We start from the raw sequence: 13,828 nt of genomic DNA on the forward strand, positions 1-13,828 counted from the left end.
GGTCTCCGTCTCTTCCCTGACCTGCCCTTCCGCGCGAGGGGACTCCGGAAGGCCATTGCAATATACCTTCCCGACGGTATATTTTCGATTTGCGGTCATACTGATCATGGGAACCGCAGGTCCGGGCCTTGCCGGACAGCTGTCGGCTCCTTGGGGGAGAGAGTTCGTACATGCCTGCCACCACTGCATCCTCGCCGTCGTCCACCTGGGCCGGGAGCCCGCTGCCGGGCTTGGGGCGGGGGCTCAGCCACACCCATCGCGTCCCGCGCCACACCGTCCACAAGGCCGCTGCGACCGAAGTGCTCCTGACCGACGCCCGGCGGCTGGCCGAGGACCGCTTCGCCGTCGCCGCGCTGTGGCCGCGCGACCGGTTCCTGACCCACCGCGGGAGCGGGGGCCACGCCGACCCGATGCTCCTCGTCGAGACCGTCCGGCAGACCACCATCTTCCTGTCGCACCGCTTCTACGGCGTCCCGGCCGACCGCCCCTTCGTCCTGTGCGACCTCGGCTTCGACCTCGACGAGCCGCTGCCGTCCGGGGACGGCAGCCCGTTACCCCTGACCCTCGACGTCTCCCTCGCGCCCACGGCCACCGGTCCCGGACGCTTCGGGATGCGGCTGCAGGCCACCGTCCACCACGGGGAACGGCGCCTGGGTACGGCGTGCCAGAGCTGGCAGGCGGTGACCCCCGAGCGGTACGACCGGATCCGGTACCGCCACCCCGTCTCCCCCGCCGCTCCCGGCGCGTGGGAGCACGCAACTCCCCTGCACCCCGCGGCCGTCGGCTACCAGCGGACCTCGGACGTCCTGCTGGCCACCGTGCCGGGCACCGCCGCCACGGCCGGGCACCGCACGTGGCAGCTGCGGATGGACCAGAACCACCCCGTCCTCTTCGACCACGCCTCGGACCACATCCCCGGCATGGTCCTCATGGAGGCGTTCCGCCAGGCCGCGCACGTCCTCGCGGCCCACGACGCCGGCGCCGGAGCGCACCGCCCCGTGTCCCTCGCCTCGGCGAGCACCGCCTTCCACTCCTTCGGCGAACTCGACGCCCCCGTCACCATCTCCGCCCAGCCCGTCTTCCGGGCGGGCCCCTACCTGAACGTCACCGCCGCACAGCAGGACCGGACCCTGGCCTCCGCGCTGGTACGGCCGGCCCTCCCCGGCACGGAAGGCAGCACGGCATGCTGAGCACCGCACCCTCCACCCCCCCGACCCCGCCGCCCGGCATGCCCGAGCTCTCCCCGCTGGCCGTCGCCGCCGAACAGGTCGCCGCGCTCGCCGGACGGGACGCCGCCGCCGTGGAGGAGGGCCGGCGCCTGACGCCGGAACTCGCCGCGGAGATCGGCGAGTCGGGCTTCGCGCGCCACTTCGTCCCCCGCCGCTGGGGCGGCAGCGCCGGCACGTTCACCGCCCTGCTGGAGAGCGCCGTGCAGATCGCGGAGACCTGCGCGTCGGCCGCCTGGTGCGCGACGCTCTACGCCGCGCACGGCCGGCTGGCCGCGTACCTGCCCGAGGCCGGCCAGCGCGACCTGTGGGCCGACGGCCCCGACGTGCGGATCGCCGCCTCGATCGTCCCGCCCCAGGGCACGGCCGTGGCCGAGGGCGACGGCTGGCGCATCGACGGGCAGTGGTCCTTCGCCAGCGGCATCGACCACGCCGACTGGGTGCTCCTCGCGAGCCGCCCCACGGGCGCCGACCCCCGCGAGCACCGCATCTTCGCCGTCCCCCGCGCGGACGTCACCGTGCTGGACACCTGGCACACGCTCGGGCTGCGCGGCACCGGCAGCAACTCCGTCACCTGCGAGGGCGTCCACGTCCCCGCGCACCGCTCGTTCACCCTCGCCGACCTGCTGCCCGCCCAGCCCGGTGCAGCGCGCTGCCACCAGGTGCCGTACCCGATGGTCGCCGCGCTGATGTTCGCCGCGCCCGTGCTCGGCGGTGCGCGCGGCGCCCTGCGCGAGTGGCGGGAGGCGACGGCGGTGCGACGGCGCGTCGACGGCCGCCCGGCCCGCGAGACGCCCTCCGCCCAGCAGGTGCTGGCCCGTTCCTCCGCACAGATCGAGGCCGCCCGGCTGCTCCTCCTGCAGGCCGCGCAGCGCGCGGACGGCGGCGCCGTCACGCCCCTGAGCACGGCCGAGAACCAGCGGGACGCGGCCATGGCCGCCGACCTGTGCGTGGAGGCCGTCGACCGGCTCTTCCGCACCTCCGGCATCCGCGGCCAGATGGAGAGCGACTCGCTGCAGCGCCGGTGGCGCGACGTCGGCGCCGCCGCCGGCCACGCCGCCCTGGGCTTCGAGGCGGCGTCCGCCGCGTACGCCGGTGCGGCCTACGGGGGGCACGCATGACCGCGCCCGCCGTCGAGCGGACGGCGGGCCCGCACTCCCCGCCCGAACGGCTCGCCCGCGCAGGGCACATCGCCTTCTTCGACGTCGACGAGACGGTGCTCGCGGCCAAGAGCATGCTCGACTTCTGGAGCTACTGGACGCTGGAGTCCGAGCCCGGCGGCTTCCTGAGCGACGGGGGCCACCCGGGCCCCGCGGCACGGGCGCTGCCGGCCGGCGCCGACCGGGCCGAGCGGAACCGCGCCTACTACCGCCGGTTCGCCGGTGTCCCCCTCGCCCGGCTGCAGCGGGCCGGCGAACAGTGGTACGCCGCCTACCGCCGCAACCGGGCGGCCTTCGTGACCGCCGGCCTCGCAGCGCTGGACCGGCACCGCGACGCGGGCCACGGCGTGGTGCTGGTCTCCGGCTCGACGCACGCGCTGCTCGCTCCCCTCGCCCGGGACGTGGGCGCCGACCTGGTGCTGTGCACCGAGCAGATCACCGGGCCGGACGGCGTCCTCACCGGCGAGGTGCACCACCCGATGATCGGCGAGGCCAAGGCCCGGGCCGTGACCGCGCTGCTCGCACAGCTGCCGGCGGCCGCGGAGGACTGCTTCGGCTACGGCGACCACACCAGCGACCTGGCCATGCTGCGGGCCGTGGGCCGGCCGGCGGTGGTCGGCGGGGACCCGGCCCTGCTGGCGCAGGCGCGCCGCCACGGCTGGCCCGTCCTCCCCGCGACCGCCGGGCCCCGCACCGCGCGGGCCGCGGCCGTCGGGTAGGACGCTCCGCAGGCCGGGCCCCAGGGCCCGGCCCCTCCCGGACAGAAAAACATACCTTTCAGAAGGTATGTTGTGCGCAGTGATCATCCTCCGACGGGACGGAAGGGGAAGAGGTGGCACAGCAAGAGAGAGCCCGGCGTACGCGCGAGCTCTTCCTGGACGCGGCGGCCGAGGAGTTCGCCCTGCGGGGCTACGCGGACACCACCCTGCACGCGGTCGTCGCGCGCACCGACATGACGAAGGGGGCGCTCTACGGGCACTTCCCCTCGAAGGAACACATCGCCGGCGCGCTCGTGCAGCAGGCGCTGGAGGCGTGGCGGGCGCTGCGCCGGCACTGCGAGGCGCCGGACCGCACGGCCGCGGCGGCCCTCGAAGCGCTCGCCCTTGGCCTGGCCGACCGGCTGTGCACGGACGTCCGCTTCCGGGCGGCGCTGCGGCTGACCGCGGACCGGCGCCCGCACGACGCGGACGTCCCGGACGTCTTCGAGGACGCCCGGCAGTGCCTGATCGCCCTCGTCCACCGGGCCCAGCACGAGGGCGCGGTGCGGCCCCATCCGCCGGAGGTGCTCGCCCAGTTGCTGCTGGTCTTCGTCTACGGCACCCTGCACGCCTCGCGGCACGGGGCACAGGACGAACCGCTGCCGGGATGGGAGGAGGCGTGGCGGGTTCTGATCGAGGCGCTTTCCGTGAAGGAACACGCCGGCAAGGAACGCGCCGGAAGCCGCACCCAAAAACATACCTTCCCGAAGGAATCCTGACCGCCACCGCCCGGCACCACGACAACGGAGGACATCAGATGACCGTGGTAGACGAGTTCCAGCCCGCGCCCGGCACGGACGACGTCGACGACGTCGACATGCGCCACCTTCGCTACTTCCTCGCGGTCGTGCGCGCCGGCACGGTCTCCGCGGCGGCACAGGAGCTGCACATCTCCCAGCCCAGCCTGAGCCAGCAGATCCGCCGGCTGGAACGGCGCGTCGGCGCCCCGCTGTTCCACCGCAGCTCACGCGGTGTCGAACTCACCGCCGGCGGGCGGGCGTTCCTCCACGGCGTCCGGGACATCCCCGGCCGGCTCAGGTCGGCCATCGCGGCGGCGGCGCCCGCCCCCGCCGACCTCCCGGTCGGCGTCTGCCACGGCGTGCCCGCCGAGGTGCTCGCCGAGATCCAGTGCGGGCTCACCGGCCGCAGCGCCCGGCCCGACGGCGCGGAGGGCGGCCCGGCGCCGCGGCTGACGATGCGCAGCGTGCACTCGGCGAGCCAGCTGGAGCTGCTGCAGCACGGGGAGCTCGCCTTCGGCGTCGTACGGATCCCCATCGACGCCCCGGGGCTCGTCCTGGCCACCGTCTGGGACGAGCCCCTCGGCGTCGTCCTGCACTCCGGCCACCCGCTCGCCGCCCGGCCGGCGCTGACCTGGGCCGATCTCGCCGCCCAGCGGCTGCTGTGGTTCGACACCGGGTGCGCGCCGGGCTACGCCGAGGCCGTGCTGTCCCAGCTCGCGGCGCTCGGCTGGCAGCCGGAGGTGCACCCGATGGACCACGACCAGCAGGCCCTGTTCGTCCACGCCCTGCAGTCCACCCCCGACCTGGTGGCCCTGCGTCCCCAGCCCTCCGTGCACGGCTACCCGCAGCTCACCTGGCGTCCGCTGCCCCCGCACGGCGCACCCCGCGAGCGGCTCGCGCTGGCCGCGCTCGACGGCGGCCCGCACGCCCGCACCCTGCGCCGGGTGGCGGCCGCGCGCTACTGGCCGGTCGGCCACTGACCCGGGGCGGCAACGGACCGAAGGATGGCGGCTATTGCCGCCATCCTTTTTTGCTTATGACCGTCCTGCAGCCATAGGAAATACAGCATGGCGGCTACATCTTTTTCGTCTTGGACGCAGTCCGAACAAGCCAACTAGCGTGGTGTCCACGGCGCTTGAACGACAAACGGCCGCCGAATTCCCGGAATTGCTCCGCAGCGTCGCGGACTTCCAGTCCGCCCGTGCTCATCTCCCAGGGGGAATGCGTGATCAAGACAAAGCTGACCGAATTGCTCGGCATCGACCACCCGGTGATCAGCGCACCGATGGGGTCGGTGGCCGGCGGCCGGCTGGCCTCCGCCGTCACCGCGGCCGGCGGACTGGGCCTGGTCGGCGTCAGCTACGGCGACGCGGCCTTCATCGACGAGCACGTGGAGCAGGCGGCGCAGGCCGGCGGCGTCTGGGGCGTCGGCTGCGTGATGTTCACGTTCGACGAGCGCCCCGGCCTGTGGGAGCAGGTCATGGGCTACGCACCCCCGGTGGTCGCCCTCTCCTTCGGCGACGAGGAGCAGGTCCACCGCTACGTGGGCCGGGCCCGCGAGGCGGGCTCGCACGTGGTGGTGCAGGTCCACGACCCCGAGCAGGCGGCCGTCGCGCTGCGGGCCGGCGCCGGTGTCATCGTCGTCCAGGGCGCCGAGGCGGGCGGTCACCACAAGCGCCGGCTGGCCACGCTGCCGCTGGTCCCCGCCGTCCTCGACATCGTCCAGGGCGCCGTGCCCGTCGTCGCCACCGGCGGCATCGCCGACGGCCGGGGCCTCGCGGCCGCCCTCGCCCTGGGCGCCGACGGCGCCATGGTGGGCACCCGCTTCGCCGCCACCGAGGAGTCGCTGGCCTCGGCCGGCTTCAAGTCCACGATGGTGAGCGCCCGTACGGCCGACACCGTCGACAGCCGCGCCTTCGACGTCGTCCGCGGCATCCCCTGGGACGCCGTCTACACGGCCCGGACCGTCGCCAACGACTTCACCCGCACCTGGGAGGGGCGCGACGAGGAACTGGCCGAGCGCCGCGCCGAGGTGGAGCCGGCCTGGCTCGCCGCCGTGGCCCGCGACGACACCACGCAGCGCGCCATGTTCGCGGGCGAAGTGCTCGACCTCGTCCACGACATCCGCCCCGCCGGCGACGTCGTCCGCTCCCTGGTGACCGAGGCCGAAGACGCCCTCGGCCGCCTCGTCCACGGCATCACGGCCCCCGCCGGCGCCTGACGGCCCCGGCACCCCCCTCCCCCACCGAGCACCCACCCCGAAGAGGAAACGATGATTCACGTCCTGACCCTGACCTACCTCCAGCCCCGCGACGTCGTGGACGCCCACATGGCCGGGCACAAGGAGTGGCTGCGCACCCACGCCGACCAGGGCCGCATCCTGCTCAGCGGCCCGAAGGCCGGGGGCGGCGCGGTGATCGTCACCGCCGACCTCGACGAGGAGCAGGTCACCGCGCTCATCGAGAGCGACCCCTGGCACGAGCGGGGCATCGCCTCGTACGAGACCGCCGCCTTCGAGGCCCGGTTCGCGTCCCCCGGCGTCACCCTCTCCCCCACGCCGGACGACTCCGTCTACCTCATCAACGTCGCCACCACCGACTCCGCCGGCGAGTCCGTCGACGCGCTCGCCGAGGCCGTCGAGCACGTCTCCGCCACGGCCGCCGGCTTCCGCGGCTCCCGCCTGCTGACCAGCGTCGAGGGCGACGCCATCGTCAACCTCGCGGCCTGGTCGAGCCAGGAGGAATTCGACGCGATCTTCGAGGACCCGGAGTTCACCGCCCGCTACCAGGCGTTCGCCAAGACCACCACGGGCGCCAAGTACCGCCTCTACCGCACCAGCCGGGTCATCACCCCCGCCCGCTGACCCGCGCTCCCCACCCCCCACCCCTCGACTTCTCGCACACTCTTCCCACAGGAGACTTCCATGTCGTCAACGCCGTCAACGCCGGAGGAATACGACCTCATCGTCATCGGCTTCGGCGCCGCCGGCCTGTCCGCCGCCGTCACCTACGCCGAGGCCACCGCGGACCGCGGGACGCCCGTGCGCATCGCGGTGCTGGAGAGGTCCGCGAAGGAGGACCGCGGCGGCGCCACCCGCTGGACGGGAGCCTTCCTGCGCGTCAACGAGGACCGGCAGCTCGACACCGACTACGCCGACCACCTCACCCGCGAGTCGAAGGGCCTGGTCGACACCGCCTACGTCGCCCGGCTCGCCCAGGAGACCCCGCAGACCCTCGCCTTCGTCGAACGGCACGGCGTCGAGATCTCGTACGACGCATTCCCGCTGCCGCACACGTTCGACGGCGGCGTCCCGTCGATGACCCCGCCCGCCAGCCCGCTCGGCGGCGGCGCCTCGATCGTCTCCCACCTCGGCGCCGCCCTGGAGAGGGACCCGCGCGTCGACATCCGCTACGAGACCGAGGCGCTGCGCCTGACCACGACCGACGAGGGCGCCGTCGACGGCGTCGTCGTCCGCGGCCGCGACGGCCGCACCCAGCAGCTGCGCGGCCGCTCCGTGGTCCTGGCCTGCGGCGGCTTCCAGGGCAGCGTCGAGGCCCTCACCCGCTACGTCGGCGAGCGCGCCTGCGACCTGCCGCTGATCGCGTCGGGCATCGCCAACAACCGCGGCGACGCGCTGCGCATGGCGATGGAGCTGGGCGCCGACACCGCCGGCCAGTTCGACATGATCCACGCCGAGCCGGTCGACCGCCGCACCAAGGCCGCCGACGCCGTCCTCTACGGCTTCGCCTGCGGCATCTTCCTCAACGGCAAGCTGGAGCGCTTCTTCGACGAGGGCCGCGACACCTGGGACAACACCTTCGAGCACGTCGGCTACGAGATCTGGAAGAACCAGGACCAGGAGGCGTACTGGATCGCCGACGCCAAGACCCTGGCCATTCCCGGCATCATGAACTCCCTGCTCAGCGACGTCCCGCCGGAGCAGGCCGGCACCCTCGGCGAACTCGCCGCGAAGCTGGGCGTCGACCCGGAGGGCCTGGAGAAGTCCGTCGCCGAGTTCAACGCCGCCTGCGGCCCCGGCGAGTTCGACCACACCCGCCTCGACGGCAAGAGCACGACCGGCGTCACCCCGCCCAAGTCCAACTGGGCCACGCCGCTGGACACCGCGCCGTTCATCGGCGTCCCCGTGACCTCCGCCGTCTGCTTCACCTATGGCGGCATCCGCACCGACCTCGACGGCCGGGTCGTCACCCCGTCCGGCGCACCCATCCCCGGCCTGTACGCCGCGGGCGAGGCCACCGGCCTCTACTACCACTCCTACCCGCCGGCCACCTCGGTCCTGCGCTCGCTGGTCTTCGGCCGGATCGCCGCCACCCACGCGGCGGCGCGGCAGACCGCGTGAAGCGGCCCGCCCGCCACGTCATTCCACTAGGGGGAAACACACCATGTCCATCATCAACATCGACGTCACCCTGCGCGACGGCGGATACCGGAACGGGTTCAACTTCCCGCTGGACTACGCCCTCAAGCACGCGAAACTGAGCGTCGAGTCGGGATTCGACTGGGTCGAGATCGGCTACCGCAAGGGCTCGTTCGCCCCGATCCCGGACCTCGGCCTGACCGGGCGCGGCGAGGACGACTACATCGCGGCGGTGGCGGAGGAGATCGGCGCCGACAAGGTCGCCCTGATCCTCCACCCGAAGAACATCAACGACGACGACCTCCCGGACATGTACCGGGCCGGCGCCCGCCTGATCCGCATCGTCCTGCCCCCGCGGGGCTACGAGGCCGGCCTGGACCGCATCCGCCAGGCCAAGGAGCTCGGCTTCACCGTGGGCGTCAACTTCGCCCGCGTCAGCCAGCTGCCGGCCCGCACCGTCGTGGAGCTGGCGGCCGCGAGCTCGGACGCCGGGGCCGACGTCGTCTACCTGGCCGACTCCAACGGCGCCCTGTCGCCGGTGGACGCCGCCTCCCTCACCACCCTCACCCGGTCCGTCGTCGACGGCGCGGTGGGCCTGCACGCGCACAACAACCTCGGCCTGGCCCTCGCCAACGCCATCGCCTCCATGGGCCACGGCGCGACCTGGATGGACTCCTCCGTCCAGGGCATGGGCAAGGGCCCCGGCAACCTCATCGCCGAGCAGTGGATGGCCCACCTGGAGCGCACGGCCCAGGACGGCGGCCGCCTCCACCTCGCGCCGCTGCTGGAGCTCGCCGACCTGCTGCTCGCCAGCATCCCCGAGGGCACGCCCTCGCTGCCGCTCCCGGACCTGCTGCTCGGCCAGTACGACCTGTCCGTCGAACACCGCACGACCGTCAACTGCGGGCACCGCGCGGGCATCGAGGCCGCACGCACCCTGTCGGTGGCCCGGTGACCTTCCCCGGTCCTCCTGTGCCGGCGGCGGTCTTCGCCCCGAAGACCGCCGCCGCCAGGGCGAGGGCACTCGTCCTCGCCCCCGTGCTGCCCCAGTGGGACGAGGGCGCCTTCTTCGCCCCCGTCGTCCGCGCCCTCACCGGCGCGGGCGTGCACGTCACCGTCGTCGACACGCTCGCCGCGTGGGACGAGGACGTCACCTCGCTGGCCGCCCTCACCGACCGCTGGCGCACGCTGCTCCCCCGCTTCGGCCCGTTCGACCTGCTGTGCGGCAACGCCCTCGGCGGGGCACTGGCCCAGGCCCTGCTGCCCGCCGTCGACCCGGCCACCGGCGTCCTGCTCGTCTCGGCACCCGCCGTGGCCGACGCGCTCCTGGAGAGCCGGCTGACGGAGATCGCCGACGCGGCCGGCGCCGGGCGCCTTGCCGAGTCCCTGGCCCTGCTGCACCACTACGTCCTGCCCGAGGGCACCCCGGAGCAGGCCCCGGCGGACGCCGTCCTCGCCGACCCGGGCGGCGCCGCCCGGCGGCTCGCCGGCGGCCTGCCCCTGCTGTGCGGCATCGACAGCACCGACGCCGTCACCGGGCACCCCGGGCCGCTGCTCAACGTCGTCGGCGGCCGCTCCCGGCTCGTTGGCGCCCGGCACACGGCGGCCGCCCCCCACCACCACGTCCAGGTCATGCCCGGCTGCGGCATGCGCCCGCACACCGAGAGCGCACCCGAGGTCTCCGCCGCCGTCGCGGACTTCACCGGGGCCTTCCTGCGCGAGAGGGAACTGTAAGAAGTGACTGAGAAGAAGAGCATCGCGGTCCTGCCGGGCGACGGCATCGGCCCCGAGGTCGTCCACGCCGCCCTCGAAGCGATCGACGCGCTGCACCTGCCCCTGGACCTCCGCTTCGGCGACATCGGCTGGGAGTGCTGGCGCGAGGAGGGCGACCCCGTCCCCGAGCGCACCTGGAAGCTGCTGGAGGAGACCGACGCCTGCCTGCTCGGCGCGATCACCAGCAAGCCGCTGCGCGAGGCCGAGGCCGAGCTGGCCGAGCCGCTGCGCGGCACCGGCCGCCGGTTCGTCTCGCCCGTCGTCCAGCTCCGCCAGCGCCTGGGCCTGTACGCCAACGTCCGCCCGGTCAGCGACCTGGAGAACGGCGCCTTCGACTTCGCCGTCATCCGCGAGAACACCGAGGGCCTCTACGCCGGCCTCGACTTCCACGGCCTCGACGACGCGCTGTGGAACGCCGTGCGCCACCACCCCAACGCCGCCGCCTCCGGCCCCGACGCCACCAGCGTCACGCTGCGCCTGCAGACCCGCTTCGGCATGGACCGCCTGCTGCGCTTCGGCTTCGAGTACGCCCGCGCCCACGGCCACCGGCTGCTCACCCTCGTCGACAAGCCCAACGTCCTGCGCAACAGCAGCAACTTCCTGCGCGAGCGCCTGGAGCTGATGGCGGGCGAGTACCCGGAGATCGAGACCGAGGTCCTCAACGTCGACGCGGTCGCCCTGTGGATGGTCCGGCGCCCCGAGCGCTTCGGCGTCCTGGTCGCCGAGAACATGTTCGGCGACATCCTCTCCGACCTCGGCGCCGGCGTCATGGGCGGCCTCGGCCTGGCCCCCAGCGGCAACATCGGCGACCACGGCGCCTACTTCGAGCCCGTCCACGGCAGCGCCCCCGGCATGGCCGGCCAGGGCAGGGCCAACCCCATGGCCATGCTGCTCACCATCGGCCAGCTCCTCGACCACCTCGGCATGCCGCTGCCCGCCGGACAGCTCCGCGAGGCCGTCCGCACCGTGGTCCGCGCCCGCAGCACCGTCACCTACGACCTGGGCGGCAGCGCCACCACCGCACAGGCCGCCGCGGCGGTCGCCGACGCGCTGCGCCCGGCCGGCTCCCCGCAGGAGGTCTCCGCATGAGCACCCACCACGCCGTCCCCGTCGTCCCCGTCGTCCCCTCCGAGATCGTCGACCGCCTCGCCCGCCTCGACACCGCCTCCGTCTCCGACGCCCTCGACAGCCTCGGCATCCGCGGTGTGCTGAGCGGCGTCGCCGCCCGCGTCCCCGGCGCCCGGACGGCCGGCCTCGCCCACACGGTCACGTACCGCCCGGTGGACGCGAGCGGGAAGACCTTCCACAACGCCGCCAACTACCTCGACGACGTCCCCGCCGGATCCGTGGTGGTCGTCGACAACGCCGGCAGCACCGACTGCACCAACTGGGGCTCGCTGCTCACCACCCTCGCGCGCCGCCGGGACGTGCGCGGCACCGTGCTGCACGGCTCGGCCCGCGACGTCGCCGAGATCCGCGCCATGGGATACCCCCTGTTCAGCACCGGCGTGACCATGGTCAGCGGCAAGAACCGCGTCGAACTCGCCGCCACCGGCCACAAGGTCACCGTCGGCGGCACCACCGTCCGCCCCGGCGACGTCATCGTCGCGGACGACAACGGCGCCCTCGTCGTACCGGCCGAGCACGCCGCCGAGGTCGCCGAGCGCGCCGAGCGCGTCGAGGGCACCGAGACCGCCATCGCCGCCGCCATCGCCGAGGGCCTGCGCCTGGACGAGGCCCGGCAGAGGTTCGGCTACGCCAAGCCCTGGGACGGCCCGGCCACCGGAGAGCACCGTGCCTGACCTGTCCGGCGGCGTGGTGGACGTCCACTACCACGCCGGGCCCGACCTCTACGAGCGCCGGCTGACCTCCTGCCGCGCCGCCCGCGCCTACGCCGCCGTCGGCGGCTGGGTCGTCGTCAAGAGCCACCTGGGCTCCACGGCGTCCCGCGCGTGGGAGGCCCGCGAGGCCGGGCTGCCCGTCTCCGGCGCGGTCGTCCTCAACGACCTCGCCGGGGGCGTCCGGGCCCAGGTCGTCGAACAGTCCGTGTACGAACACGGCCCGGACAGCCCCGCCCGGCTCGTCGTCCACCTGCCCACCCTCACCGAACCCGGCCACCCCGCCACCGCCCTGCGCCGCCGCCCCTTCCACCCCCGGCTCACCGCCGACGCTTGGCTGGGCGCCCGGGTCCTGGACGACGAGGGCCGGCTGCGGAAGGAGGTGAGCGAGGTCCTGCGCGCCGCCCGCGACCTGCCCGTGGCCATCGCCACCGGGCACTGCAACCGCGAGGAGGCCCTCCGGGTCGTCGACGAGGCCGTCCGGCTGGGCGTGCCCAGGGTCCTGCTCACCCACGCCACCCACCCCATGTCCGGCTTCACCCCCGCCGACCTCGCCGACCTCGCCGAGCCCGACTGCGTCTACGTCGAACTGACCGCGCTCACCCGGCTCCTGGGCCACCACGACGCGGAGCAGTTCCGCACCGTGCTCCACGCCCACCCCCGGATCGTCTACAGCTCCGACCTCGGCCAGCTCGACCAGCCGGGCGTCGCGGAGTGGCTGGTGATGAGCGCCGACTGGTTCGCGGAGGCGGGACTCACCGAGGAGCGGATCAAGGAGGTCACCTCCACCAATCCGGCCCGGCTGCTCGCCCCCTGAACGACGGCGGCGCGCCGCCGCCGTGCCCCACGCGTCACCCCATCCCCCACACGCATCACCCTCCACCACAGCCCCGCCACAGCCCCGCCACAGCCCCACCAGGGTCCTTCACAGGGAGAAACCGTGACACCCCCGGCGTACGCCCCACCGGCACCGCACATCGGCCCCGCGCGTCCCACCGACGCGGAGAACTGCGCCCTGCGCGCGGACATCCGCCGCCTGGGCGACCTGCTGGGCGAGACGCTGGTCCGCCAGGAGGGCGAGGAGCTCCTCGACCTGGTGGAACGGGTGCGGGCGCTGACCCGTACGGACGGCGAGGCGGCGGCCGGGCTGCTGGGCGCGACGGACCCGGAGACGGCCGCCAAGCTCGTCCGGGCCTTCGGCACGTACTTCCACCTGGCCAACGTCACCGAGCAGGTGCACCGCGGCCGGGGCCTGGCCGCACTGCGGGCCCGGGAGGGCTCCCCCATCAGCCGCGCCACCGCCCTCCTGGGCGAACCGGAACTGCAGCGGCTGCGCGAGACGGCCCGGCACTTCTCGGTGCGGCCGGTCTTCACCGCGCACCCCACCGAGGCGGCCCGGCGCAGCGTCCTCAACAAGCTCCGCCGCATCGCCGAGCTGCTCGACGGGCCGACGACGGGCGGCGACGGACGCCGCACCGAGACGCACCTGGCCGAGACCATCGACCTGCTCTGGCAGACCGACGAGCTGCGCGTGGCCCGCCCCGAGCCGGCCGACGAGGCCCGCAACGCCGTCTACTACCTCGACGAGCTCCACCGCAGTGCCGCGCCCCGGGTCCTGGAGGAGCTGACGGAGGAGCTGCGCGCGGCGGGCATCGCCCTGCCCGCCGGCACCCGCCCGCTGACCTTCGGCACCTGGATCGGCGGTGACCGCGACGGCAACCCCAACGTCACCCCCGACGTGACGTGGAACGTCCTCCTCCTCCAGCACGAGTACGGCGTCGACAACGCCCTGCGCGTCGTCGACGACCTGCGCGGCGCCCTGTCCTCCTCGGTGCGGCTGGGCGGGGCGACGGAGGAGCTGCTGGCGTCGCTGCGCACGGACCTGGAGCTGTTGCCGGAGATCAGTCCGCGGTACAAGCGGCTGAACGCGGAGGAGCCGTACCGGCTGAAGGCGA

14 protein-coding genes are annotated in these 13,828 nt (G+C 74.2%); all 14 read left to right on the top strand.

The window, feature by feature from the left end; genetic code table 11:
* Window positions 1-170: 170 nt before the first annotated feature.
* Window positions 171-1,190: a ScbA/BarX family gamma-butyrolactone biosynthesis protein gene (locus IE182_RS27980; RefSeq protein ID WP_190112748.1), complete on the top strand. Its 1,020-nt coding sequence runs from the start codon at window positions 171-173 to the stop codon at window positions 1,188-1,190.
* Window positions 1,184-2,347: an acyl-CoA dehydrogenase family protein gene (locus IE182_RS27985; RefSeq protein ID WP_229845178.1), complete on the top strand. Its 1,164-nt coding sequence runs from the start codon at window positions 1,184-1,186 to the stop codon at window positions 2,345-2,347. Before IE182_RS27980 ends, IE182_RS27985 begins: the two co-directional genes overlap by 7 nt.
* Window positions 2,344-3,105: an HAD-IB family hydrolase gene (locus IE182_RS27990; RefSeq protein WP_190112749.1), complete on the top strand. Its 762-nt coding sequence runs from the start codon at window positions 2,344-2,346 to the stop codon at window positions 3,103-3,105. Before IE182_RS27985 ends, IE182_RS27990 begins: the two co-directional genes overlap by 4 nt.
* Before the next feature lie 113 nt (window positions 3,106-3,218).
* A complete protein-coding gene (locus tag IE182_RS27995) occupies window positions 3,219-3,863 on the top strand; it encodes a TetR family transcriptional regulator (protein ID WP_190112750.1) in 645 nt (214 codons plus the stop codon).
* Window positions 3,864-3,901: 38 nt separating this feature from the next.
* On the top strand, window positions 3,902-4,864 hold the full coding sequence (locus IE182_RS28000; protein ID WP_190112751.1) for a LysR family transcriptional regulator: 963 nt from the start codon (window positions 3,902-3,904) through the stop codon (window positions 4,862-4,864).
* Window positions 4,865-5,109: 245 nt separating this feature from the next.
* The gene (locus tag IE182_RS28005; RefSeq protein ID WP_190112752.1) at window positions 5,110-6,105 is read left to right on the top strand and encodes an NAD(P)H-dependent flavin oxidoreductase; all 996 of its coding nucleotides are present in this window, start codon (window positions 5,110-5,112) and stop codon (window positions 6,103-6,105) included.
* A 51-nt stretch (window positions 6,106-6,156) separates the two neighbouring features.
* The gene (locus tag IE182_RS28010) at window positions 6,157-6,747 is read left to right on the top strand and encodes a YciI family protein (RefSeq protein ID WP_190112753.1); all 591 of its coding nucleotides are present in this window, start codon (window positions 6,157-6,159) and stop codon (window positions 6,745-6,747) included.
* 60 nt (window positions 6,748-6,807) lie between these two features.
* Window positions 6,808-8,244 (top strand): FAD-binding protein, encoded by a 1,437-nt coding sequence (locus tag IE182_RS28015; RefSeq protein ID WP_190112754.1) that lies wholly within the window; start codon window positions 6,808-6,810, stop codon window positions 8,242-8,244.
* A gap of 43 nt (window positions 8,245-8,287) precedes the next feature.
* Window positions 8,288-9,217: a hydroxymethylglutaryl-CoA lyase-like TIM-barrel protein gene (locus IE182_RS28020; protein ID WP_190112755.1), complete on the top strand. Its 930-nt coding sequence runs from the start codon at window positions 8,288-8,290 to the stop codon at window positions 9,215-9,217.
* Window positions 9,214-9,996 (top strand): alpha/beta fold hydrolase, encoded by a 783-nt coding sequence (locus tag IE182_RS28025; protein ID WP_190112756.1) that lies wholly within the window; start codon window positions 9,214-9,216, stop codon window positions 9,994-9,996. The genes IE182_RS28020 and IE182_RS28025 overlap by 4 nt, the downstream gene beginning before the upstream one ends.
* 3 nt (window positions 9,997-9,999) lie before the next feature.
* Window positions 10,000-11,124, top strand: a complete 1,125-nt coding sequence (locus IE182_RS28030; RefSeq protein WP_190112757.1) for an isocitrate/isopropylmalate dehydrogenase family protein — start codon at window positions 10,000-10,002, stop codon at window positions 11,122-11,124.
* Complete coding sequence (locus IE182_RS28035) at window positions 11,121-11,837, top strand: RraA family protein (RefSeq protein WP_190112758.1); 717 nt, start codon at window positions 11,121-11,123, stop codon at window positions 11,835-11,837. Before IE182_RS28030 ends, IE182_RS28035 begins: the two co-directional genes overlap by 4 nt.
* Window positions 11,830-12,690 carry a DUF6282 family protein gene (locus tag IE182_RS28040; RefSeq protein ID WP_190112759.1) on the top strand — a complete coding sequence of 287 codons (861 nt, stop codon included), beginning with the start codon at window positions 11,830-11,832 and terminating at the stop codon, window positions 12,688-12,690. Before IE182_RS28035 ends, IE182_RS28040 begins: the two co-directional genes overlap by 8 nt.
* 123 nt (window positions 12,691-12,813) lie before the next feature.
* Window positions 12,814-13,828: phosphoenolpyruvate carboxylase (locus IE182_RS28045; RefSeq protein ID WP_190112760.1), on the top strand; the 1,015-nt coding region annotated here is incomplete at its 3' end.

It is taken from the genome of Streptomyces cinnamoneus (genome assembly GCF_014650495.1).
In the GTDB taxonomy this organism is placed as follows: domain Bacteria; phylum Actinomycetota; class Actinomycetes; order Streptomycetales; family Streptomycetaceae; genus Streptomyces; species Streptomyces cinnamoneus.